The organism is Pelagerythrobacter marinus (assembly GCF_034375205.1).
Lineage (GTDB): Bacteria > Pseudomonadota > Alphaproteobacteria > Sphingomonadales > Sphingomonadaceae > Pelagerythrobacter > Pelagerythrobacter marinus.
The window spans coordinates 2,605,726-2,627,611 of sequence record NZ_CP139719.1 but is presented as its reverse complement, the minus strand read 5'-3'; the positions used below and the strand labels follow the sequence as shown (position 1 = coordinate 2,627,611).

Genomic DNA, 21,886 nt, shown 5'->3' with positions numbered 1-21,886 from the left:
CAACATTACCAACTTAAGTCCGCCGTTACAGCACCGATAGTTCTTCCAGCCATCCGTTCTTCAAGCTCCCGAGTGAGCGCGCTGATTGGTCGCTCGACTATGCAAGCTCATGCTTGCCGAACATTCGGGTGAAGTCTAGAGCGTCCAGCGTCGGCGAAATCGCTCGCCGATAGTGCGTGCCGGTAACGGGAACGCAGTGAGGTCTTGCCGGGCCAATTCTGCGGCTGTCCCTGCAACTGTAAGCGGCGAGCGCGTGACATGAGTGGGGTTCGCTCCACGACCACTGGGCGGCGATGTCCGTCTGGGAAGGTATGTCGCGTGCAGTGACCCGTGAGCCAGGAGACCGACCGGTGCGTGTCGCTCTTGCCGGGCTCATGGGATTGGCCGGGCGCGAAACGAATTTCGTCTGGGCGACGAGTAGCGGTTGGAGCCGCATCGGCAGGACCGCCGGGGGATGCACGCGTCCGTCCCCTGGCAGTCTCGTCGACCGCGTTTGCGCGGACGCTCCGGCCAAGTCGCCTGGCGCCCTGGAAATTCGTGTCTATGAAATACGTTCATTTATTGCTTCTGTCTTCCGCATTCCTGACAAGTCCGGCGCTCGCGCAAACGATCGATCCCGATGCCGATCCTGAAACCTCCACGACCTCGATCGTCGTTACCGGGAACCGCGCGACCGATCCCGTGCCGATCGATCAGGTTGGCGGATCGGTCACGATCCTCGACCAGCAGGTCCTCGATCGGCGGCAAGTGCGCGAGGTGTCCGACGTGCTGCGCGACGTCCCGGGTGTCGCGGTCGGGCGGGTTCCCGGCCAGACGCAGATCCGGCTGCGAGGGGCCGAAGCCAATCATACGCTCGTCCTGATCGATGGGATCGAGGTGTCCGACCCCTACGCTGGCGAATTCGATTTCGGAACGCTCATCGCCGACGAGGCGGCGCGGATCGAGGTGCTGCGCGGGCAGCAGAGCGCGATCTACGGATCGGACGCGATCGGCGGCGTCATCCAGTACATCACGCTCGGCGGCCGCGATGCTCCCGGGGCGGCCGCGCGTATCGAAGCCGGTTCGTTCGGCACGCTGAACGGTGCTGCCCGGATCGCCGGATATAGCGGCGATCTCGACTATGCGCTGTCCGCCACGCTCAACACCACCGATGGCACGCCAGGCGCCCGCGGCGGCACGCGCGACCTTGCGAACGACAGCGGTGCGGTGTCTCTCAAGACGACGTTCGCGCCTACGTCCGATGCACGCCTTACCGGCGTATTGCGCTACGCACGCACCGATGCCGAATTCAACGACAGCGATTCCGATCCGGCAAGCCCGACGTTCGGATTCCAGGTCGATAGCCCCGGCAACCGTTTCCAGAACGAGGCTGTCTACGCGCTGGTGCGGGGCGAGGTGGACCTGCTCGACGATCGTTGGACCCATGCGCTGTCGGCACAGATCGCGGACACCCGGCGCGACGGTTTCGCTTCGACTGGACGCAGCTACGGCAGTGAAGGGCAGAGGCTGAAAGGGTCCTACGATACGACGTTGCGTATCGAAGCTGGCGGTCTCACACACCGGGTCACGGCGGCTCTCGACGTCGAACGCGAACGGTTCCGTAACACCGATCCGACCGGCTTCGCATTTACCGGTCGTCGGCAGATCGACAATATCGGCCTCGTCGGCCAGTATGCGATCGATCTGGGAGACCGGGCGAGCGCGTCCGCCTCGATTCGCAGGGACTGGAACGACCAGTTCGCCGATACGACGACCTACAGACTTCAGGCGAGCTATCGGATCGCTGCGGCTACGCGGGTGCGCGGGGCAGCAGGATCGGGGGTGAAGAACCCCTCGTTCTACGAACTCTACGGTTTCGTCGACGGTCGCTTTATAGGCAATCCCGACTTGAGGCCCGAGAAGTCGAGCGGATGGGAGATCGGGATAGACCAATCGCTGTTCGGTGAGCGCGCTTCGATTGGGGTCACCTATTTCGAAAGCGAACTGGACGACGAGATCTTCACTTCCTTTCCGCCCCCGAACTTCGTCGCCAGCCCCAGCAATCGCGACACCGTCTCTGAAAGAAACGGTGTCGAAGTGTCCGGCGAGGCGCGCTTGGGCGAGGCCTGGCGCGTCAATGGAGCCTACACCTATCTGCGTTCCCGCGAGAATGGCACGCGCGAGGTACGTCGGCCCTCGCATACCGCCAGTCTGGCCGTCGACTGGCGCGTTCCCGGGGATGCGGGAGGGGTCACGCTCGTCGCGCGCTACAATGGCGAGACGATCGACAGCGCCTTCATCGATCCCTCCTTCGTGCCGGTTCGCGTGCAACTGGACGACTACCTGCTGCTGAACGTCGCCGCCGACGTGAGGGTCATGGATAATGTCGAGCTGTTCGGCCGGGTCGAGAACCTGACGGCCGCCGACTACGAGGATGTCTTCAGCTTCGCGACGCCGGGACGCTCGTTCGCCGTCGGCGCGCGCGCACGCTTCTAGGGAGAATTTCGATGACGGATGAAATCACGGCGCAGTCGGAGGCTGCTAGGTTCGCATGGCCTGTCACACTCGCCTTGGCGACCGTGGGCGGATCGCTGGCCGCCGCCTGCATGATGCCGTTCGTGGCTCTGGCGATCGTGACCGCCGCGACCATGCACCGCTCGCTCGCGCTGGCGACGATCCTCGCGATCTGGGCGACCAACCAGGTGCTGGGGTTCACCGTTCTCGGCTACCCGCATACGGGTTATGCGTTCGCTTGGGGCGGTGCGCTCGGCATCGCATCGGTTCTGGCAATGCTTGCAGGTGCCGCCGTCATGGGCGAACGTGACGAGCTGAGTTCGTTTCGGACGCTGAGTGCCTTTCTGATCGGATTCTTCGTCTACGAGGCTGCGCTCTTCGGGCTCACTTTGGTCGTAGGCGGAACCGAGACCTTCGCGATGCCGATCGTGGGGCAGATCTTCGCGAACGATGCACTGTGGTTCGCAGGACTTTCGGGCGCCTACTGGATCCTTACCAGCACCGCTCCAAAACTCTTCGGACCCACGCCGCGGCTGCGGCTCGCCTGACATGGCGCATCCGCGGATAGTGTCTCTCCTGCCGAGCGCGACCGAGATCGCCGTCGCGCTCGGGTTGGGACAGAACCTCGTAGGTCGCTCTCACGAATGCGACTATCCGCCATCCGTAAAGGGGTTGCCGGTCGTCACGTCCACCAAGCTGGAGAAGGGATTGACGTCGTGCCAGATCGACGACCGGGTTCAGGGAATCGTGCGGCAGGGTCTGTCGGTATACGAGGTCGACACCGCGCTGCTGCGCGACCTGCGGCCCGACCTCATCCTGACGCAGTCGCAATGCGCGGTCTGCGCGGTTACCCCTGCCGATCTGGAGGAGGCACTGAGCGAGTGGACCGGAACCGCACCGGTCCTGCTCTCGCTGGCGCCCGACACGCTGGAGGATGTGTGGGGCGATTTCGCCAAGGTCGCCGAAGCGGCGGGATTGTCCGAGCGGACATCTTCGGTGGTCGACGGCTTGAGACGGCGCATGGCAGGGCTGGCCGAAAACCGAGGGCGGAGGATAGATCGTCCAAGCGTCGCCGCGATCGAATGGATCGATCCGCTGATGGCGGCAGGAAACTGGGTGCCCGAACTGATCGAGGCGGCCGGCGGTCGTCCGTTATTCGCGCGAGCCGGTGAACATTCCCCGTGGCTGGAATGGGACGACTTGATCGCCGCCGATCCCGAGCTGATCGTCGCTATGCCCTGCGGATATCAATTGCCGAAGACACTCGCCGATCTCGGTTCGCTCGTCGACCGCTCCGGTTGGAAGGACCTTACCGCGGTTCGCAAAGGAAAGGTCTTCGCCGTCGATGGCCATCATTATTTCAATCGGCCCGGCCCACGGCTCGTCGAATCTGCCGAGCTTATTGCGCAGCTGCTCGGGACGAGCTCAATTCGCGCATTCGAAATGGGACGGGACTGGATGGTCATCGGCGGGGATTGACGATGTTTCCGCACCGTTCGACGCATATGATCCCTTCGCCCCTTCTTTTTTAAGGTACGAACCGATACAACAAGCTAGCTGGATGCTACGTTGCGCGCATTCAGCGTAAATTCGCACCGGTAACGGGAACACAGTGAGGCCTTCCAAGGTCAAATCTGCGGCTGTCCCTGCAACTGTAAGCGGCGAGCGAGAAATACAGGCGGGTCACTCCGCAGCCACTGAACCTAATGATTTGTTCGGGAAGGTGTATTCAAGCGATGACCCGCAAACCAGGAGACCGACCGGAGCGAGTCGCTCTTGCCTGGCTCATGGGATTGGTCAGGCGCGAAATCATTTTCGTCGGAGCGACGATAGCGGCTTGGATTGCTCCGAGCACGCCCGGTCGGCGTAATGCGTCCGTTGGCCAGGCTGCTCGGCCGGGATTCGGAGATCCAAGCCATTATGTCGGCGTGAAGGGCATAGAGCCCACGGAGAAAATACCATGTTCAAAACTAGGGTATACGGATTTAATGGTTGATGGGGCACCTTCACCCCATCAATCTGATACCACCCTCAGATGGTTGATAGATCGACTCCGTAGTTGAGTTCCTCTGCGAAGTCCGGCAGTCCGTAACCGATGGTTTTCTTGTAGAAAGGAGAGACCTTCGCAGTCGGTGCCTTCTTCTTGTGCTTCGTGGTGTAGAGCATTCGTGCCCGCATCACCTCGAAGGAGTAACCGCGCCCTTCACGGTTCTTGTCCTTGGCCAGTCGGTTGATGGACTCCGTGTAAGCGTTGGTGACGGGCATGTCCGTCTCGAAGTAGGTCATGGTCTCTTCGCGCCAGTTTCCCACTGCCCTGACCAGATCGCTCCAGACTTCCTTTTGGCCCTTCGGGATGGTGGCTATCCACTCGTCCAGGGCGGCTTCTGCCTGGAGCCGTGTGGTGGCGTCCCAGATGCCGTAGAAGCGCTCCTTGTGCTCGTAGGCGGCCAGCAGTTGCGGGAACGCGCCTGTCCAGGTCTCCATGATGAGGCGCTCCCGGTCTGAGACTTCGTGAGCGCGTTTCAGCAGGATTTTCCGGTCTCCCTTGAGAGTCCGGCTCTGGGACGGTTTCAGCTCCTTTCTGAGGCCCTTGCGCACTCTCTCTAGGGCATCGTTGGCCATGCGCACCACATGGAACTTATCGACCACGATACGGGCCTGGGGCAGCACAGCCTTGACCGCTGCCCGGTAGGGGTTCCACATGTCCATGCTGACGATCTCGACCTTCTGCCGGTCTTTCAGCTTCATCAGGTAGTTGGTCACCACGTCCTGGCGGCGGGTGGCCAGCAGGTCGAGCAGGGTTCGCTCCTCAATGTTGGTCAGAATGCAGCGGTAGCGCTTGTTCAGGTATAGCTCGTCAATGCCCAGGATGCGGGGCGTCTCGAAGCGGTGCCAGCGCCCCAGGAACTCGGCGCGGGCGTTGAAGATGTCGCGCACCGTCTTCTCGTCCAGGCCGGTCTGTGCCGCCACAAAGGTGTAGGGGTGGTTGAAGGATTCCTTCTCCACGTACTCATGCAGCCGCAGTGTCATACGGAATCCGTCCACCATCTCTGGTAGCTGGGGCCTGAATGTTGTCTTGCAGGCCCGGCAGGTGTATCGGCGGCGGACCACCCAGAGAGTGACCCGCTTGCCGTGGATGGGCAGATCACGATAGGGAACGTCACGCTTGCCGAACCGTACGAACTCACCCTGCACGCCGCACCCCTCGCAGGCTACTGGTGTAGGTGCTTCAAGCCGAAAATGTATGTCTTCATTCTGCTCATCAGAATCCACCAACTGGTACCCAGGAAGGCTTAACGAATTAATCATCTCCCGCCTTGATCAGAAAAACAGGTAGGTGGCGTAACCGGCAATCATCGCCATAGCAAAAATGACTGCTAAAAACGCCGCTAAAAGCTTCAGCGTGAACAAAGAGCGCAACAGAATGAGCTCAGTCAGGCTGGCTCCGGCACTGCCGATGATCAACGCTAGCACCGTCCCGGCACCCACGCCTTTGGCCATCAGAGCCGCTGCCAGAGGTATGACGGCTTCAGCGCGAATATACAACGGCACGCCGATGACAGCGGCAACTGGAATGGCAAAGGGATTATCTGGGCCTGCATACTGCTCCAATAAGTCAGTGGGCATGAAACCATAGATCACGCTGCCAATCGCAATACCGATGAGCAGGTAAGGCAACACATCGATAAAGTCCGACCAAGCTTCCCGCCACACACCACTGTACTTCCCTTCTTTCTTAACCGTGACAGTGGGTTGACTGTCACAGCATTCGCTAGACGTAGAGACTGTTGTCTTCCTATCAGCCCCGCAAGAAGCCGTCTTCGGAGTGGTGTCGCAGCTGTTGGTGCCGCAACTCGATGCGGTCGATGTAGCACTGCACGGGCTTGCTGATGAACTACATCCACTGCTCTCTTGTGTCGCCGTCCGGCGCACATAACGCTCGAAGCCAAGCGTGTGAAGCAGCCATCCGGCACCTACCGCGACCACCAAAGCGGCGAGCACATAGATAGCAGTAAGTGTCCATCCAAACGTGGCAACCAGCAGGCCGACGACGATAGGATTCAGCAACGGAGATGAGAAAAGAAACACCATCATCGGCCCAAAACCGGCCCGTGCCCGAATCAACCCTTTCAACATGGGGATAGTCGAGCAACTACAGAAGGGCGTTATAGCTCCTAAACCAGCAGCAAGAAAATAGCCTCGCTTCCCACTGGAAGTCAGTAACGCTTCCACCTTGGATGGTGGGATGTGACGTTGAAGAACTCCGACCAGCAAGCTAATGCCAATGAATAAAACCGATAGCTCGATAGCGAGAAAGGCGAACATGCCTAGAGCGTCTTGGAGTTGAGATGACATTCAATATTACTCCTATATTTCTAGTATTGTCGAAATGATGTACGCGGCCTACTTGCGTTTATCCGACCTGTCAACTATAATTCTAGAAACATCGAATTATTGGGGCGTGCTATGGATCACGAAAAGGTTGCAGCCAGCTTAGCTGAGCTAGGGAATAGTCACCGACTGTCCGTGTTCCGCTTTCTGGTCAAAGCTGGCCATGATGGGGCTTCGGTCGGAGATATCCAGAAGGGGCTGGGTATTCCTGCTTCGACGCTATCACATCACCTTGCGCGCATGGCCAAGGTAGGGCTGATCCGGCAGGAGAAACATAGCCGCACGATTGTCTGTATACCCGAGTATGGGCACCTAGAGAATTTGATCGGTTTCTTACAAGAGGAATGTTGTGCAGGTGTTCGGATTGCGCATGAACCAGAACCGCTTTGACGCTTGCCCAGCTCTCGCTGTCCTCCCTAGTCAGCATCGCTATGAAGACTCAGGCGAAGGTGGAAACAGAAAATTGGCAGTAGAGTAGGCTGAAGAGGATCAATCAGATAATCCGCTGAGAAAGATTTTCTTCTTTACATCTTTGGCATTTTATCAACCAGAAATTCCGGATACCCCAAATATTTAAATGAGATTCCCGAACAACGCGCACTCAACTCTGATGCGGATTCTCAGGCGCGCCAAAAGACCGCATTCGGACGGTCGAATCGGTCGATGACCGAAGCCCTCACGCCAGGACATTGGCCGTGGCCGCCGCAGTGGAAATCCCATCGGCGTCGTCACATCCGGGGCGAGCATTGATTTCAAGCGCCGAGCGAATCACGATGCGAACAACGTCCCGTGGACACGTCCGCAATCGCCGTTCCGGCGTGGCGTACAGGAATCATCGGATAGTTTGACGTGCCTGTGTGTCGTTGTCTCCTTTGATTTGAATGCAGCGAAGCGGAGCGTCGCATTGGTTCATAGTTATGAAATCACCGTTCGTGTCGGGCCGCTGGCCGCCCACCATGCCAACCGACTACTCGCAACAGTCGGTTCTGGCGGTAATCCCGCAGCGGTCCGGTTTGCTCCAGCCCCGCCGAATTGTACTCGGATCTTCATGATGCAGCGGGATCGGTCCGGGGATCGGTAGTGACGAGCCCGAAAAACGTGGCGCCGGCATTGCCTGAAGGATATTGTCGATCTCCCGATAGACGCCTCGCGCTGCCATATGAGGATGGCGCGCCGCTTCGTCCGGATCAAGCACGGGGGCAAAGCAGGCATCGCTGCCTTCCAGCAGTGCGCGCCATTCTTCCCGTGTCCGCATGGCGAATATCTCGCTAAAACGCTGCTTGAGCTCGGGCCAGGCATCACGATCATAGCCGTCGTCAAAACTGCTATCGCCGGCCAACCCCAGCTTTTTGCAAAGCAGCGCATAGAACTTGGGCTCGAGTGATCCGACTGAGATGAAATTCCCGTCGGCGCACCGATAGGTCGAGTACCAGTGAGGGCCGTCAAGGATGCTGCAGCCGCGTATGCTGGCAACCTGGCCGGCGGCCTTCAGGCTCAGGAGCAAGTTCATCATGTGAGCGCTCCCATCGACGATCGCGGCGTCAACCACTTGCCCATTCCCGGTATCCCGGGCGTGCATTGCCGCTGCGAGGACGCCGATGGCCAAATAAAGCGCTCCACCCCCAATATCGCCTACCAGGCTTGGCGGCGCCATTGGCGGTTCACCAGGATGCCCAGCATACCAAAGGGCTCCTGACAGCGCGATATAGTTGATGTCATGGCCGGCCGCTTGGGCGAGAGGTCCCTGCTGCCCCCAACCCGTCATGCGACCGAATACAAGGCGGGGGTTACGCGCTAGGCAAACCTCGGGACCAAGGCCGAGCCTCTCCATCACCCCAGGCCGCATGCCTTCGATCAGTACATCGCCCCTTTGGACGAGATCCAGGACATGCGCGACGCCTTCGGGGGACTTCAGATCCAAGGCAATTACACGTTTCCCGCGGTTCACAATGGCGCCGCTGCCAAGATCGATATTTTCGGAGTTAGGGCTTACGCGTTCAATGACGACGACATCGGCGCCAAGGTCGGCCAACAGCATTCCGCAAAACGGCGCCGGGCCGATGCCCGCAATTTCGAGTATTTTGAGGCCTGCAAGCGGACCAGTTTTCGTCATTCAGGCATACCTGCGTCTGAGACCTTGGCGCTTTGATCCAGGCCGTTTCGCCGCTCCAGATTTCGAGACGGGTTGCAGTCGTGCTGGGCGGCAGTGTCGAAAGTAAGATTGGCAAAATGACCTTGATTCGCCTAATTCATTCTCTGGAGCAATTATTCCTGTGGGGCATGTCCATGCTCGATTCTCGCCTCAAGCATGCCGTCGCGGTTGGTCAGCTTCGTTCCTTCTCCAGGGCAGCGGATGCGGTTGGTGTCACGCAGTCGGCGGTGACCAAGAGTGTCGCTGAACTCGAACGGTATCTTGGCTATTCCCTTTTCCATCGGACCTCACGGGGCGCGATGCCGACAGAGGAGGGACGCGAATTTATCGATCGCGCAGCGCGCTTGCTTGCCGACGCAGCTGAACTACTCGGAGATACAGCCCGCCGCGCCGACGCCTATGCGGGCCCGCTTCGAATCGGACTGTTCCCAGGGTCAATCGACTGGTTGCTCACCCAACCTCTGGTTTCTTTGCTGCGGCGCCATCCGGCAGTGCGCGTCGAAGTCGTTTCGGGCAACAGCGAAAGGGGCGTGCGACTCCTGTCGCGCGGCGATATCGATGTCGCCTTTGGACTTGAAGCGGCCTTTGCACGCTGGCCGGAATTCAAGTGCGAGCGGGTCGCCTCGATCGAAATACTGCCTTTTGTGCGGAACAATCATCCCATTCTGGGGATAAACCCGACCAGCAAGGAGCCGCTGGTCCAGTTCGAATTCGTAGTGCCCTCATCTTCCGAACCCTACACATCGATCATTCAGCAGATGTACGAAAAAAGCGGTAAGCGTCCCGCTGACTGGATCCACATGACAGACTATTTTCAATTGGTTCGACGGATCGTTGCCACATCCGATGCTATCGGGATGGTTGCAAAACAGTTCACCGAGAACTCATGGTTTCGCGCCAATTTCGTGGCCTTGGAGGGAATCGGTTTATTCGATCCATTGACGCTTTGTTATGCTGTGCGTAGCCGCTGGCAGGTAAAACCGGCTGGCCGTGCGCTCGTCAGCCTTGTTCGTCAGGCATGGCGCACCGCACCATCGGATTAACGGCAAGGGGGCGGGGTGCGATCGGAAATCCGCTGCATCCGTCGCGATCAGCTAGAGCATTTCGCGCAGAAGTGGGAACCGGCTTTCCGGCAGGAAATGCTCTAGCAAATTGATCTTGGGCATTTTCCGAGTTGGCGGGTGATTCCACTCGCCTCGAAAATGGCCTAGAAGCTAATCGCCACTTCTCCGCCGATGACGCGCCCCCTGTTTAGCGGTGAAAGGCTTGCACCCGTGCCCCCGAAGGCCGCCGGCAAAGGTGTATCGCCGCCAATCGTCACCTCATTCAGGAGGTTTCGGCCATAGATGGAGAAGCGCCAGTGCTTGTTGTCGGTCGCCAATGTGAGGCTCGCATCGAGCATATCGGCGCCCTGAAGGAAGCCGACGTTGTTGTCGGTGAATGCCGCCTTGTCGCGATGCGTGAAGCTGACACGCGCCGTTGCTGTCCCCAATTCGCCAAGCTGCTGATCATAAGTCAGCCCCACGCCATAGGTCCATGGCGACAGCCTTGGCAATTTGAGCGCACGATCCACATCGTTGATGACGCCATCACCGCTGAGGTCGAACTGGACGTTGCGATACTGGCCATTCACGTAGCCGAGCTGACCCGAAATCACGAGGTTGGACAAAAGAAAAAACTGCCCCTCGGCCTCGACGCCTTTGATTGTGGCGTCGGCGGTGTTCCGTATGACCTGGCTGACGCCAAGCGGTCCGGGCAGGTTGATCTCGCGCTGCAGGTCCTTCATGCGATTGTAGAAGGCCGCCAGGTTGATCCGGTGGCGCCCGAATTGCTTCTTGGCGCCGAGTTCGAAACTGTCCTGGGTCTCTTGATTGAATGGCCCCGGCGGCACAGCGGGATCGGTGTTGCGCAAATTATATCCGCCGCTGCGGAACCCGCGCGTGTAAAGGCCATAAATCTGCGTGTCGTCATCCGGCTTCCACTGAAGGCCGATTTTCGGCGTAAACCCTCGCCATTTTGCCGCGTCGGCGAAATTGGTTGCACAGATCAGCGTGTCTAGATTGCAACCATTTGCGCGTAAGGCCGAGACCCGAACGGCTTTGCGTTCCCAACTATACCGCGCGCCGAGATTCAAGGTCAGCGTATCGGTGAAATGCCAGTCGGTCGAAGCAAAAATGCCCCATGTTGTCTGGTCTTGCGTACCCCCACCGGAAACGATCCGAGCACCGCCCAAAAGATTCCGCAGCTCGGCGTAACGAAGATCCTGGGAAAAATAGTATAGACCGGTTGTCAATTCGACGTCACCGAACCTTCCGGCATAACGAAGTTCGTCGCTGAGTTGATCCTGGTCGATTTCGAAAAAGGCATGAAAGAAGGACTGTGGTGTTCCATCGATATCAGCGCCCGCGGAGGATCGGAATTTCCGATAGCCAGCGATGTTGGTGAAGACGCCTTCGCCCAGACCGACATCGATGTTGGTTTCCACGATCGCCTGGTCCCATTTGGCATCATAGAAACCTGGGAAATTGATCGAAAACCTGAAGCTGTCGCGGGAAACAGCGCGTGACTCTGGACAGGGGCTCCATCGCTTTCGACATCGCCATGCTCATAGCGGAGATCCATTCGGAAGCGGTCGCCACCCTTGAGCGAAAGTGCCGGGCGAATGATAAGGTCATGTGATTTACCGAAGCTGCGATTGTCGAAGCGGTTGCGAAACCAGCCATTGTCGTCGCTGTAGTAGACGGCCAATTTGGCAGCCAAAACGTCATCGACGATAGGTCCGGTAACCGTGCCGCTTACGGTCTTTTTCAGTCCCGTTTCAATGGATAGCTTGGCTTTGGCTCCAAAATCGAAGCTGGGCCGCGTGGTCCGCACAACCACGGCACCGCCGGTAACGTTGCGACCGAAAAGCAAGCCTTGCGGTCCACGCAGAACTTCGATCCCCTCAAGGTCGAAGTTGTCCAGCACGACACCAGCGTTGATGCCGAGGTAAATACCGTCAGTGAAAACGCCTACGGTGGGGTCGATCGATGGGATCGTGCTGTTGATGCCGAGGCCCCGGATAGTGAAATTGGCATAGCCCGGTGCCGTACCCACATCCTCGAGCTGGACGTTGGGAACGTCGTAGCTCAGACTTTGAAGATTCTGGACGAACTTGGCATCCAGCTGCGCTTCACCAAAAGCCGTGACCGCCATCGGTACTTTCTGCACGCTTTCGCCATAGCCCTTTTTGGTGGCGGTAACGACAATGTCCTCAGCCAGCGCTTCCGTGGCGCTCCCGGTTTGGTCGTTCGCCTGGGGCGTTGCTTCCTGGGCAAATGCTGTTCCCGAGCACAACAACGCGGCAGAAGCCAATAGACATCCTCTCATGGCTGATCCTCTCTTCCCAGGAGATATTGTGTAGTTCATGCCGTTTGGCGGCATTTGAGGGCCGTCGTCCAATTCAATTCGCTGCAGAACTATTCCTGCTGCTCATCGATATCTGGCGGCAGCACGACGCCATCGGCAGCCCGACGGCCGCTCAAAAATATCATGGTAATTCATCGGGTTGATTACGCTCTCAGCGCCCGTTCTACCGCCTCAAGGCTGTCATTCAGCCCGAGCGGGTGCTCGGCATCCGTGAAGTCGACAATTCTACCCCAGTGCCGGGCGACATCATCGAGCGTGAACGCCCTGTCCGCTCCGAAGGCGTGCCCAAGCGCGCGCTCCCACCTAAGCTTGGCGATATAGCCGGCTCCAACTTCAAAAAGCCCTTTGGTTTCGCTGCAATTCTCGTGCGCAAGCCAACCGACCAATGGACTGATCGCTTCCGCTCTGAGATTGGCGAGAAACTCTTGTGGAAAGGCAGTCGCGGTCATACGCGATGCGGCGATTGGGGCGATCGTATTAACCTGGATGTTTCTGGACCGCCCCTCCTCCGCCAGCGCGTTCGCAAGCCCCAATATTCCGAGCTTGGCTGCGGCATAGTTGGCCTGACCGAAGTTGCCGTAGATTGCGGCTGCAGACGTGGTCATGACGATGCGGCCATAGCCCTTGTCGCGCAGTATCGGCCATGCTGCCTGCGTCACTGCCCGCGTCCCATTCAGATGGACCCGCTGAAGCAGTGTCCAGTCTTCGTCGGTCATTTTGTGGAAGCTCACATCGCGCAGGATGCCGGCATTGTTGATGACGACGTCAACGGTTCCGAAGTTGTCAACCGCGGCTTGGATGATCAGCGCGCCCTCCTCGACCGACGCATAATTTGCCACCGCCTGACCGCCCGTGGCTCGAATTTCGTCGACCACATTGTCAGCGGCTGTGGAGCAGCTGCCGCTCCCTTTCTCGTCGCCACCCAGATCATTCACCACCACCTTGGCTCCGCGCCCGCCAAACATCAGCGCGTACTGGCGCCCAAGTCCGCCTCCGGCTCCGGTCACAACCACTACCCTGCCATCGAAACGAAGCTCTTCGTCCATCGCTTGTCTGCCTCTTTTACCTGAGCGACGCATCTGCGCATTTGATCCTGTGCGAGTCAGGCACGCGGCTCCATTTCCGTCGACGCTGTCGTTTTCGTCTGAGCCTTACCGAAAGGCTTGAATGCCGGTCAGGGCGCGCGAAACAACAAGCTTTTGAATCTCCGTCGTGCCATCGGGGATGGGGCAAATGATCGCCTCACGCACCAGCCGCTCAACGATGAATTCGCGGGTGACGCCGTTGCCGCCATGGATCTGAAGCGCATCGCGCGTCGCTTCGATCGCCATTTCGGTGGCGTACCACTTGGCCATCGAGCATTCCGTCTCTGCGCGCGTGCCCGCCTGGACGAGGGATATTGCCCGGTGCGTCAACAGACGGGCTGCGTCGATCTTGGTCGCCATGATGGCGATCTTGTCGGCGATCAGCTGATGGCCGGCGATCTTCTTGCCATGCTGCGCGCGATCGCGAGCGTACGCGATCGCCTCATCCATTGCTCGCCGTGCGATGCCGATACTCCACATCGCCATATGGCAGCGGGCAATCTCGAACACTTGCAACGTATTGCGCAATCCATCGCCGACCCGGCCGATCGTGTTTGCCACCGGTACGCGGCAATCGGACAGGAATATCTGTGCAGTCGATTGGCCGTTGAGCGCCATCTTCTGGATATCGCGCACCTCATACTCACTCTCGTCACGATCGACCAGGATGTGAGTGACTTCATTTTCGCCAGTCTTGCACGTACAGATGAAGATGTCCGAGTAGGCTCCGTTGGTGATCCAGGTCTTTTCGCCATTGATGACCCAGAAATCGCCGTCTCGTACGGCGCGTGTCTTGATGGCGGCGACGTCCGAGCCGACATCGGGCTCCGAGATGCCGAGCGAAACGAACTTCTCGGCCGCGACGAGGTCGGCAAGATAGCGTTGCTTGATCGTCTCCGGGGCGAAGCGGCGGATGAGTTCTGCGCCAACCGCGTTGATGAAGCCGGGTATGGCCACATCGAGCGAGGAATAGGCGATCTCCTCGAAAATGAGCAGATGAGTGAGCCATCCCATATCAAGCCCGCCCCATTGCTCCTGATGCGGTGCGGTAATATGGCCATAGCCGGTCAGTGCTTGAGTCCATTCCTTCATGAGCGGTTTGGGGATGAATCGCTCCCCATGCCGGCGGATTTCCGGCTCAAGCTTGTTGTCGAGAAAGCGGCGGACGGTTTCCACCGCCATGCGTTGTTCATCGGACAGCTCAAAGTTCATATCGTGACCCCGTGTTTCCCTAGGCGCGCTCTGACAACTACCGGCCCAGGATCGTGACGGCGACCACCGCCTCTTCCACCCCGATGACACCTCCGCCGTTCTGCGCGATCGCGAACCGGGCATTCGGAACCTGTCGATCTTCCGCCTCGCCGCGCAATTGCAGCGCAAGCTCGTAGATTTGGCCGAGCCCGGTGGCGCCGATCGGATGTCCCTTGCATTCAAGCCCGCCCGACGTGTTTACCGGAATACGCCCACCCAGCGCCGTCTCACCGCGCTCTGCCGCGAGTCCGCCCTCGCCAGGCGGCGTCAGGCCGAGCGCCTCGATTTCAATGATCTCGCCAACCGCCGTGGCGTCATGCACCTCCGCGACGCCAATATCTTCTGGCCCCACGCCGGCCATCGCATAGGCCCGGTTCGCCGCAAGGCGGCTGACATGGTGGTCATAATCAAAGGGATCGCGCGCGGCGCCGGTTTGCAGCACAGACGCCAGGATTCTTAGCGCCCTGTCCGGGGCTGCCGACAGTTTGCGCCGACCGGCTTCGCTGCAGATGATCGCAGCGGCGGCGCCGTCGCTGATCGGGGAGCACATCGGCAGTGTGAACGGGTAAACGATCGGAGGCGCAGCGAGTACACTTTCGACGGTATATGGGAGGCGATACTGGGCAAGCAGATTGCGCGTCGAATGCATGTGATTTTTCGCCGAGACGGCCGCGATTTGCGCTTGCGTCGAGCCGTAGGTCTTCATGTGCGCGCGTGCCATCGCGGCGTATACATCCATGAAAACGCTGTAAGGCTGACTCGATGTCGTTCCTTCCGGAACATCGACGCCATTGCCCATGGCCAGCAGCTGCGCGCGGCCCGACTCGGTTTCATGCACGTCCCAAGCGCCATCGAATGCACTGAACATGAGCGCCTTGTCGGGCGAGTACATCTTCTCCGCGCCGAGCGCGAGTACGACATCCGCTGCCCCCGATCGAACATAGGCGGCGGCCATGTGCAAGGCCGTGGAAGCCGTCGCACATGCGTTTTCGACATTCACCACGGGAACGCTTGAGATGCCCATCGCTCGCGCCACGATTTCGCCGCGGATCATGTCCTGGCCCTCCATATGCCCCTGGACGCAATTGCCGAAGAAGATGGCTTCGACATCGCCGGCGGTGCATCCTGCGTCGGAAAAGGCCTGCGACGAAGCTTCGGCGCAGAGCATTTTCAGGCTCTTGTCGAACTGTTTTCCGAACGGGGTCATCCCAACCCCCATGACGAATATGTCGGTCATTCGTTGATCCATTCTTCCAATGTGTTCCGCATCCGATCAGGTCTCACCGGTCGGAAAAATCGGGCTTCCGCTTCTCCCGGAATGCCGCCAGTCCTTCGACAATGTCGTTGGACAAGGCGTAAGCAGCCATGGTTTCGAGTTCCTGACGCAGCCCGACTTCGAGCGAGCTATCCTGCGCAGCGCGGACTAGCTGCTTCATGTAGGCGAGCCCTGGCCGGCTCTTTTCTGCAAGAGATTCTACCAGCGCTTGCGCTGCCGCAATGAGATCCTCGGGAGCAACCAGTTGGGTCACGAGTCCGGCTTCCTTCATCTCGGCAGCCGAGATGGTCCCGCCGGTCATCATCAGATGTTTCGCACGCGCTTCGCCGATCTTCCTAGGGAGTCGAACCGACCCTCCACCGCCGGGCAACAGGCCGTAATTTGCATGGGCGTCGCCAAATCTGGCCGGGTGCGCGGCAATGACGAGATCACAGCACAACACCAGTTCCAAGCCGCCGGCGAGCGTAAGGCCGTTGACCGCCGCAATTATCGGAAGGCGCGACGTCTCGATCCTGTTAAAAGCCTGACCGAGCGGCGGCAGAAACAGATTTAAGCGTTCGGCGAGAGTTTGTCCGCCTGTTCCATCGCCAATTGCGAGCAGATCCGCGCCAGCGCAAAACGCCCGTCCGGCGCCGGTAAGAATGCAAGCGCGCACCGTCGCATCTGCTTCCGCTGCCTCGATCGCTGCGGCGAGTTCCTCGGCCAAAGCCAACGACAGACTGTTCAACGCTGCCGGCCGGTTGAGGGTCACCCAAAGCGCTGGGCCGCGTTGCTCAACCAGGATGTATTCATAATCCATTGCAGTCTCCCGCGCGCCGGCAGGCGGTCACCGGAATAGAGGATGTGGCTAGGATGGCTGCGTCGGTCATGCCCCCGAAATGCGCCGGTCCTGGCCCGCCCAATAGGGCTCTCGAAGCTTTGAACGAAGCACCTTTCCGACATTGCTCAACGGCAGTGGCTCGGCGGTAAAAACGACCTTGCTTGGCTTTTTTGCGGAGCCCAGACGCTGGCGCACCAAATCTATTATCTCGGTCTCCGTGATTTGTGCTCCGGGCTTGACACGCACCATTGCAAGCGGCGTTTCACCCCATTTTTCATGGGGCACGCCAAAGACCGCGACCTCGAGTACACCGGGATGGTCGGCAATTACGTTTTCGATTTCGGTGGGATAGATATTGAAGCCGCCTGACACGATCATGTCGTTGTTGCGATCGAGCAGATACAAAAATCCGTTTGTGTCGATCATGCCGACATCGCCGGTTTTGACCCAGCCATCTTCCATGCGCCGGGCGGTTTCCTCCGGATCGTTCCAGAATTCCTCCATCTGGCCATTTTCGAACCGTGCGACGATCTCGCCGGGCTCGTTTGGTCCCAGCACCTTTCCGTCCTCGTTACGGATTTCGATATCGGCGCCGCTCATGGGACGTCCGACCGCCCGAATTGGGGCAGAACCTTCAAATTCGCCGAACCACTCGTTGGGCCCCATAGACGCGATGGGCAGGATTTCGGTCTGTCCATAGCCCGAATGAAGAACATGATTCCCGAATATCTGGCACGACTTGCGAAGCGTCGGCTCGGAGATCGGCGCTGAAGCACTCAGCAGAAACTTCAAATTCGGAAAGTGGCGGCCATATGCCCCGTCGTGATGCACTATGGCATTGAGCATGGTGGGGGCTACAAAGGCATGGCTGATCCGTTCCTGCTCGAGAGTGTCAAGAAAGGACGCTGGATCGAAGCCGTCCATCATCACGTTGCGGGCGCCGCAATACCAGGCCGGCACGAACAGGAAGCCCGATGCATGGGACAACGGGCCGACATGCAGAATGGCATCCCCTGGAGCCACTTGGGGGCCGATGCTGAAAAATGCGGCGGAGATCGTCATCCATGAACGGTGCCGATAGGCAACGCCCTTGGGTTTGCCCGTCGTGCCGCCGGTGTGGCGGATGACACAATAGTCCTCCGGCGCGACGACGGGATCGGGATCCCGGTCCGAGGCTGTCGCCAACCAATTCTCATAGTTGTGATCGCGGATAATGATCCGCTCAAGCGTCGGAGCTTGGGCATCCAGCCCCGCCAACTCCGAAGCCAATGCCTCATCGACCAGCGCCAACCGAGATCCGGTACTCGCGATCATATGGGCGTGCGCTTCACATCGGTTGCGCGCATAGAGAGGAACACGCGTATAGTTTCCAATGGCAGCCGCCAGTATGATGTCGGCGGCCTCGATGGAGTTCTTCTCCAGCGTAGCAATCCGGTCACCCGGTTGAAGGCCGCACTCCGCAAGAGCATTTGCGAGCTTCACGCCGCGCAACCAGGCTTCCGAGAAAGTCAACCGCCTGTGGCCGTGAACGAGAGCCTCTTGCTGGGCGAAATAACGTGCGGCGCGACGTATTTGCGTACGGACGTCCATCAGCCGCGCTCCTCTAAGGCGCTCGCCCACAATGGCGCAGTCGACACATAATAAACTGACATGCGATAGGCCTCTCCGGACTTCTTTTCGTAAGCATCTGTGTCTGCAGCATTGATCCAATCGTCCAATTCAATATTCTGCGATGCTATTCTTGCTGCTCATATTATCGTGCCGGATCATGTCGGCGGCTTTCTCGCCGATCATGATGCAGGTTGCATTGGTGTTGCCGTTGACGACTGATGGCATGATCGAGGCATCGGCCACGCGGATATTTGCGAGGCCGTGAACGCGCAGGCGGTTGTCGACCACCGCCATCTCGTCGGTGCCCATCTTGCATGTTCCCACCGGATGATAAGCATGATTGGCTTCTGCCCGGATATAGGCGTCGATCTCTTCATCAGTTTCAAGGTAGCGGTCAGGATAGAGAGGCCGTTTCATCATCGCCTTCATGCGATCCGAATGCAGGATCTCCTGCACGACACGGAAGGCATTGCGCAACGTCTTGAGGTCGTCGGGATGACTCAAGAGATTGAGGTCCATCTTGGGATCGGATTCGGGGTTTGAGTCATGTAAGGCAACCCAGCCGCGGCTCTTTGGGCGCCCAATATTGAGAATGATCGTATAGCCCCATTTCGTCATCAGCTTGTAGTCGCGCGCATGGTCGCGATAGGCGAGCGGCACGACATGGACCTGGCAATCCGCCCGGTTCTGCCCCGGCGCGGATCGCAAGAAACCGCCTGCAGCCGTGGGCGGCGATGCCAGCCAGCTTTTCCTTTGCGTGAGATACTGGAATAGGTCTCGCACGGTCTTGAGCGCGCCAACGACATTGAGTGCGATCCCGAGCCGCTTCTTCGACTGGTAGCTCAGCATCAGGTCAGGATGGTCGTGAAGATTCTGGCCGACACCGGGAATATCATGAATCACTTCGATTCCATGCTTCTCCAACTCATCACGCGGTCCGATACCGGAAAGCATCAACAGTTGGGGCGAATTATAGGCGCCGCCGCTGACAATGACTTCCTTTTCGCACGGGATCGTCTTCAACTGCCCGTCCTGGGAATACTCGACTGCCACCGCGCGGTTGCCCTCAAACCTGATACGATGGACGCGGGCATGTACTTCGACGCGGAGGTTGCCGCGCCTGCCCATCACCGGATCAAGGTAACACGCCTTCACGCTGGCGCGCTTCCCGTCCTTCACGGTAAACTGATAGATGCCGACACCTTCCTGGCTGGCACCATTGAAGTCCGGATTGGCTTGATGGTCCAGTCCAGTCGCCGCCTCGATGAAAGCATCATAGACATCGAATTCGCGCTTGCCGTTGGATACGTGAAGCGGTCCCGACGAGCCGTGAAACTCATCCTCACCGCGCTCATTATTCTCAGCCTTGCGGAAATAGGGCAGGACATCGTTGTAACCCCAGCCGTCGTTGCCGAGTTCGGCCCAGTGGTCGAAATCCGACCGGTCGCCGCGGATATAGACCATCCCGTTCATACCGCTCGATCCACCCAGCATCTTCCCGCGCGGATTGTAGAGGCGGCGGTCGTTGAGCGCCTTTGAAGGGTCGGTGTTGAACCGCCAGTTGAGCGTATTGATCCGATAGTCTTGGATCAGCGCCGCAAAAGCGCCGGGCGTGGACACAAGCGGCGAGGTGCCTGGGCCGCCTGCCTCGAGCAGGCAAACGGTGACATCGGGGTCCTCGGACAACCGGCTGGCGATAACGCCGCCCGACGACCCACCTCCAATAATTACATAGTCAGCCATTTGCTTCCCTTGTCATTCGACCCATGCTGGCGACCCGGCGTCATGCAACATGCCAGCATCAACCGCCGCAGCCACGTCAGAGGATCTTTTCGAAGATGTTGAGTAGTCCTTCGGTCTTGCTCGAATAGGGTGGCAGAAGTTGACCAAGCAGGCTGAGTTTCGGCTGAGAGAACACCGGCTTGTAATGAGTGAAGCGCTCGAAACTGGCGACGCCGGTATAGGCACCGATGCCGCTCTGTCCGATGCCACCGAAAGGCAGCCGGCGCTGGAAGACGTGCATGACCGTGCCGTTGAGAGTCACGCCGCCAGCGTGCGTTTCGGAAATGATCTTGCGCCGTTCCTCACTTTCGTCGCCAAAATAATAGAGCGCCAGCGGGCGCTCATGCCGGTTTACGTAGCGAATGAGCTCGTCTTCGGAGCGATATGGCATGATCGGCAGGATCGGTCCGAAAATCTCCTCCTGCATCATCGCCATGTCATCGGTAACGTCGAGAACCGCCAACGGCACGATCCGATGCCGTTCAGGAAGCGTTCCATCGCCGTTGTCCGAGAGGTTGAGCACCGTCGCGCCCTTGGCTTCGGCATCATCGAGCAAACCTTGGAGCCGCGCGAACTGTCGGTCATTGATGATACTGGTGAAATCGGGGTTGCTTGCCGCGTTGGGGTAGCATTTGGCAACCTGAGCGCGGAGTGCGGCGACGAAGCTTTCCATCTGATCGACATGGACGAAGGCATAGTCAGCGGCGATGCAGGTCTGGCCGGCGTTGAGCAGCTTGCCGAACACTAAGCTTTCACAGACTTGTGCAAGCGATGCACCCTTGCCCACGATGGCAGGGCATTTGCCGCCAAGTTCCAGAGTAACAGGTGTAAGGTTGGCAGCCGCCGCTTCATAGACTTTGCGGCCAACCGCGGGTGAACCGGTGAAGAGAATATGGTCGAAAGGTAGGGCCGTCATCGCCTGTGCCATGTCGGGCCCGCCCTGGACAATCGCGAATTCCTCTTCGGCGAAATACCGGCGCACAAGCCGCTCGCTGGCTTCGGCGGCGTTGGCGGAAACTTCGCTCGGCTTTGCGATCACGCGGTTGCCGGCCGCCAATGCACCGGCCGCGCCAACGAATATGGTGCCGAGCGGATAGTTCCACGTGCCGAGAACGCCCACCACACCTAGGGGCTGGGGGACCAGGCGCGATGAACCGGGAAGGCCGAAGATGTCAGTCTTCACCCGCCGCGGCCTCAGCCACGTCTTCAGATTGCGGCGCGCAAATTTAATTTCCGATATGCCAAGCATCAGGTCGAGCAGGATAGTCTCGTAGCGGGATCGAATGCCGAAATCGGCGGCAACGGCATCGACCAATTCGTCTCTGTGCTGCTCAAATATCCGGCCAAGGCGCCCGAGCAGGTCCATGCGTTCTTCGTAGCTGCGCGAAACCTGCTCACGCGTCCCTTCGCGTTGGGTCGCGAAAATTCGTTCCAGCTCAGTTCTGTTCCGAGACGCATCCACGTTAAATCGTCCGGAGGCGCGCTGGCCGCTCGGCGCTGCTCGCCTGGGCGGTGCTTTCAGCTGCGCCGATCTCAGTGATCACAGCGCGCTCGATTCTGTACGCCGTGCCGATGAATGAGGGACCGTTGCCGGTGGAACGCATCATGGATGCTCC

At 59.1% G+C, this 21,886-nt stretch carries 18 protein-coding genes and 2 riboswitches; of the genes, 5 read left to right on the top strand and 13 right to left on the bottom strand.

The window, feature by feature from the left end:
* Positions 1–134 precede the first annotated feature (134 nt).
* A riboswitch (cobalamin riboswitch) is annotated at positions 135–366 on the top strand.
* From T8T98_RS12900 to T8T98_RS12890, 3 genes are all read left to right on the top strand, one after another.
* On the top strand, positions 331–2,475 hold the full coding sequence (locus T8T98_RS12900) for a TonB-dependent receptor plug domain-containing protein (RefSeq protein WP_322295690.1): 2,145 nt from the start codon (positions 331–333) through the stop codon (positions 2,473–2,475). (Overlaps the previous riboswitch by 36 nt.)
* A gap of 11 nt (positions 2,476–2,486) precedes the next feature.
* A complete protein-coding gene (locus T8T98_RS12895) occupies positions 2,487–3,041 on the top strand; it encodes a hypothetical protein (protein ID WP_011415075.1) in 555 nt (184 codons plus the stop codon).
* Position 3,042: 1 nt separating this feature from the next.
* On the top strand, positions 3,043–3,972 hold the full coding sequence (locus T8T98_RS12890) for a cobalamin-binding protein (protein ID WP_011415074.1): 930 nt from the start codon (positions 3,043–3,045) through the stop codon (positions 3,970–3,972).
* A gap of 100 nt (positions 3,973–4,072) precedes the next feature.
* Positions 4,073–4,272, top strand: a riboswitch (cobalamin riboswitch).
* 252 nt (positions 4,273–4,524) lie between these two features.
* Here the strand turns inward: T8T98_RS12890 and T8T98_RS12885 are convergent.
* Together T8T98_RS12885 and T8T98_RS12880 are read right to left on the bottom strand one after the other, a co-directional pair.
* Positions 4,525–5,802: an ISL3 family transposase gene (locus T8T98_RS12885; RefSeq protein ID WP_000610830.1), complete on the bottom strand. Its 1,278-nt coding sequence runs from the start codon at positions 5,800–5,802 to the stop codon at positions 4,525–4,527.
* A gap of 12 nt (positions 5,803–5,814) precedes the next feature.
* Positions 5,815–6,819, bottom strand: a complete 1,005-nt coding sequence (locus T8T98_RS12880; protein ID WP_040363373.1) for a permease — start codon at positions 6,817–6,819, stop codon at positions 5,815–5,817.
* 141 nt (positions 6,820–6,960) lie between these two features.
* On the opposite strand from T8T98_RS12880, the gene T8T98_RS12875 reads away from it, so the two are divergent.
* Positions 6,961–7,275 (top strand): ArsR/SmtB family transcription factor, encoded by a 315-nt coding sequence (locus tag T8T98_RS12875; RefSeq protein WP_000349485.1) that lies wholly within the window; start codon positions 6,961–6,963, stop codon positions 7,273–7,275.
* Positions 7,276–7,852: 577 nt separating this feature from the next.
* Here T8T98_RS12875 and T8T98_RS12870 read toward each other — a convergent pair.
* Positions 7,853–8,998, bottom strand: coding sequence for a CaiB/BaiF CoA transferase family protein (locus T8T98_RS12870; RefSeq protein WP_041685272.1), 1,146 nt, complete (start codon positions 8,996–8,998; stop codon positions 7,853–7,855).
* 80 nt (positions 8,999–9,078) lie between these two features.
* Here T8T98_RS12870 and T8T98_RS12865 point away from each other — a divergent pair, with 80 nt between their 5' ends.
* Positions 9,079–10,080, top strand: a complete 1,002-nt coding sequence (locus T8T98_RS12865) for a LysR family transcriptional regulator (protein ID WP_049762490.1) — start codon at positions 9,079–9,081, stop codon at positions 10,078–10,080.
* Positions 10,081–10,244: 164 nt separating this feature from the next.
* Here T8T98_RS12865 and T8T98_RS12860 read toward each other — a convergent pair whose 3' ends face one another.
* The 10 genes from T8T98_RS12860 to T8T98_RS12815 form a co-directional block, all read right to left on the bottom strand.
* On the bottom strand, positions 10,245–11,432 hold the full coding sequence (locus T8T98_RS12860; RefSeq protein ID WP_231679523.1) for a TonB-dependent receptor: 1,188 nt from the start codon (positions 11,430–11,432) through the stop codon (positions 10,245–10,247).
* Positions 11,327–12,445: a TonB-dependent receptor plug domain-containing protein gene (locus T8T98_RS12855; protein WP_233994265.1), complete on the bottom strand. Its 1,119-nt coding sequence runs from the start codon at positions 12,443–12,445 to the stop codon at positions 11,327–11,329. Before T8T98_RS12855 ends, T8T98_RS12860 begins: the two co-directional genes overlap by 106 nt.
* Before the next feature lie 143 nt (positions 12,446–12,588).
* Positions 12,589–13,491 (bottom strand): SDR family oxidoreductase, encoded by a 903-nt coding sequence (locus T8T98_RS12850; protein ID WP_011415065.1) that lies wholly within the window; start codon positions 13,489–13,491, stop codon positions 12,589–12,591.
* Between the two features lie 105 nt (positions 13,492–13,596).
* A complete protein-coding gene (locus tag T8T98_RS12845; RefSeq protein ID WP_017499968.1) occupies positions 13,597–14,742 on the bottom strand; it encodes an acyl-CoA dehydrogenase family protein in 1,146 nt (381 codons plus the stop codon).
* A 37-nt stretch (positions 14,743–14,779) separates the two neighbouring features.
* The gene (locus T8T98_RS12840; RefSeq protein ID WP_011415063.1) at positions 14,780–16,018 is read right to left on the bottom strand and encodes a thiolase family protein; all 1,239 of its coding nucleotides are present in this window, start codon (positions 16,016–16,018) and stop codon (positions 14,780–14,782) included.
* 43 nt (positions 16,019–16,061) lie between these two features.
* Positions 16,062–16,856, bottom strand: coding sequence for an enoyl-CoA hydratase/isomerase family protein (locus T8T98_RS12835; protein ID WP_011415062.1), 795 nt, complete (start codon positions 16,854–16,856; stop codon positions 16,062–16,064).
* 66 nt (positions 16,857–16,922) lie between these two features.
* A complete protein-coding gene (locus T8T98_RS12830; protein WP_026108915.1) occupies positions 16,923–18,467 on the bottom strand; it encodes a class I adenylate-forming enzyme family protein in 1,545 nt (514 codons plus the stop codon).
* 129 nt (positions 18,468–18,596) lie between these two features.
* The gene (locus T8T98_RS12825) at positions 18,597–20,231 is read right to left on the bottom strand and encodes a GMC family oxidoreductase (protein ID WP_081432313.1); all 1,635 of its coding nucleotides are present in this window, start codon (positions 20,229–20,231) and stop codon (positions 18,597–18,599) included.
* Positions 20,232–20,307: 76 nt separating this feature from the next.
* Positions 20,308–21,732: an aldehyde dehydrogenase family protein gene (locus T8T98_RS12820; RefSeq protein WP_157228455.1), complete on the bottom strand. Its 1,425-nt coding sequence runs from the start codon at positions 21,730–21,732 to the stop codon at positions 20,308–20,310.
* A gap of 1 nt (position 21,733) precedes the next feature.
* A complete protein-coding gene (locus tag T8T98_RS12815; protein WP_168196078.1) occupies positions 21,734–21,877 on the bottom strand; it encodes a hypothetical protein in 144 nt (47 codons plus the stop codon).
* Positions 21,878–21,886 lie beyond the last annotated feature (9 nt).

Excerpts from the sequence above, each read along its gene's own strand:
- T8T98_RS12815 (WP_168196078.1), bottom strand. The coding sequence starts at position 21,877 with ATGATGCGTTCCACCGGCAACGGTCCCTCATTCATCGGCACGGCGTAC.
- T8T98_RS12835 (WP_011415062.1), bottom strand. The coding sequence starts at position 16,856 with ATGGATTATGAATACATCCTGGTTGAGCAACGCGGCCCAGCGCTTTGG.
- T8T98_RS12895 (WP_011415075.1), top strand. The coding sequence starts at position 2,487 with ATGACGGATGAAATCACGGCGCAGTCGGAGGCTGCTAGGTTCGCATGG.
- T8T98_RS12875 (WP_000349485.1), top strand. The coding sequence starts at position 6,961 with ATGGATCACGAAAAGGTTGCAGCCAGCTTAGCTGAGCTAGGGAATAGT.
- T8T98_RS12870 (WP_041685272.1), bottom strand. The coding sequence starts at position 8,998 with ATGACGAAAACTGGTCCGCTTGCAGGCCTCAAAATACTCGAAATTGCG.
- T8T98_RS12885 (WP_000610830.1), bottom strand. The coding sequence starts at position 5,802 with ATGATTAATTCGTTAAGCCTTCCTGGGTACCAGTTGGTGGATTCTGAT.
- T8T98_RS12850 (WP_011415065.1), bottom strand. The coding sequence starts at position 13,491 with ATGGACGAAGAGCTTCGTTTCGATGGCAGGGTAGTGGTTGTGACCGGA.
- T8T98_RS12890 (WP_011415074.1), top strand. The coding sequence starts at position 3,043 with ATGGCGCATCCGCGGATAGTGTCTCTCCTGCCGAGCGCGACCGAGATC.
- T8T98_RS12830 (WP_026108915.1), bottom strand. The coding sequence starts at position 18,467 with ATGGACGTCCGTACGCAAATACGTCGCGCCGCACGTTATTTCGCCCAG.
- T8T98_RS12840 (WP_011415063.1), bottom strand. The coding sequence starts at position 16,018 with ATGACCGACATATTCGTCATGGGGGTTGGGATGACCCCGTTCGGAAAA.
- T8T98_RS12845 (WP_017499968.1), bottom strand. The coding sequence starts at position 14,742 with ATGAACTTTGAGCTGTCCGATGAACAACGCATGGCGGTGGAAACCGTC.
- T8T98_RS12855 (WP_233994265.1), bottom strand. The coding sequence starts at position 12,445 with ATGAACTACACAATATCTCCTGGGAAGAGAGGATCAGCCATGAGAGGA.
- T8T98_RS12880 (WP_040363373.1), bottom strand. The coding sequence starts at position 6,819 with ATGTTCGCCTTTCTCGCTATCGAGCTATCGGTTTTATTCATTGGCATT.
- T8T98_RS12825 (WP_081432313.1), bottom strand. The coding sequence starts at position 20,231 with ATGGCTGACTATGTAATTATTGGAGGTGGGTCGTCGGGCGGCGTTATC.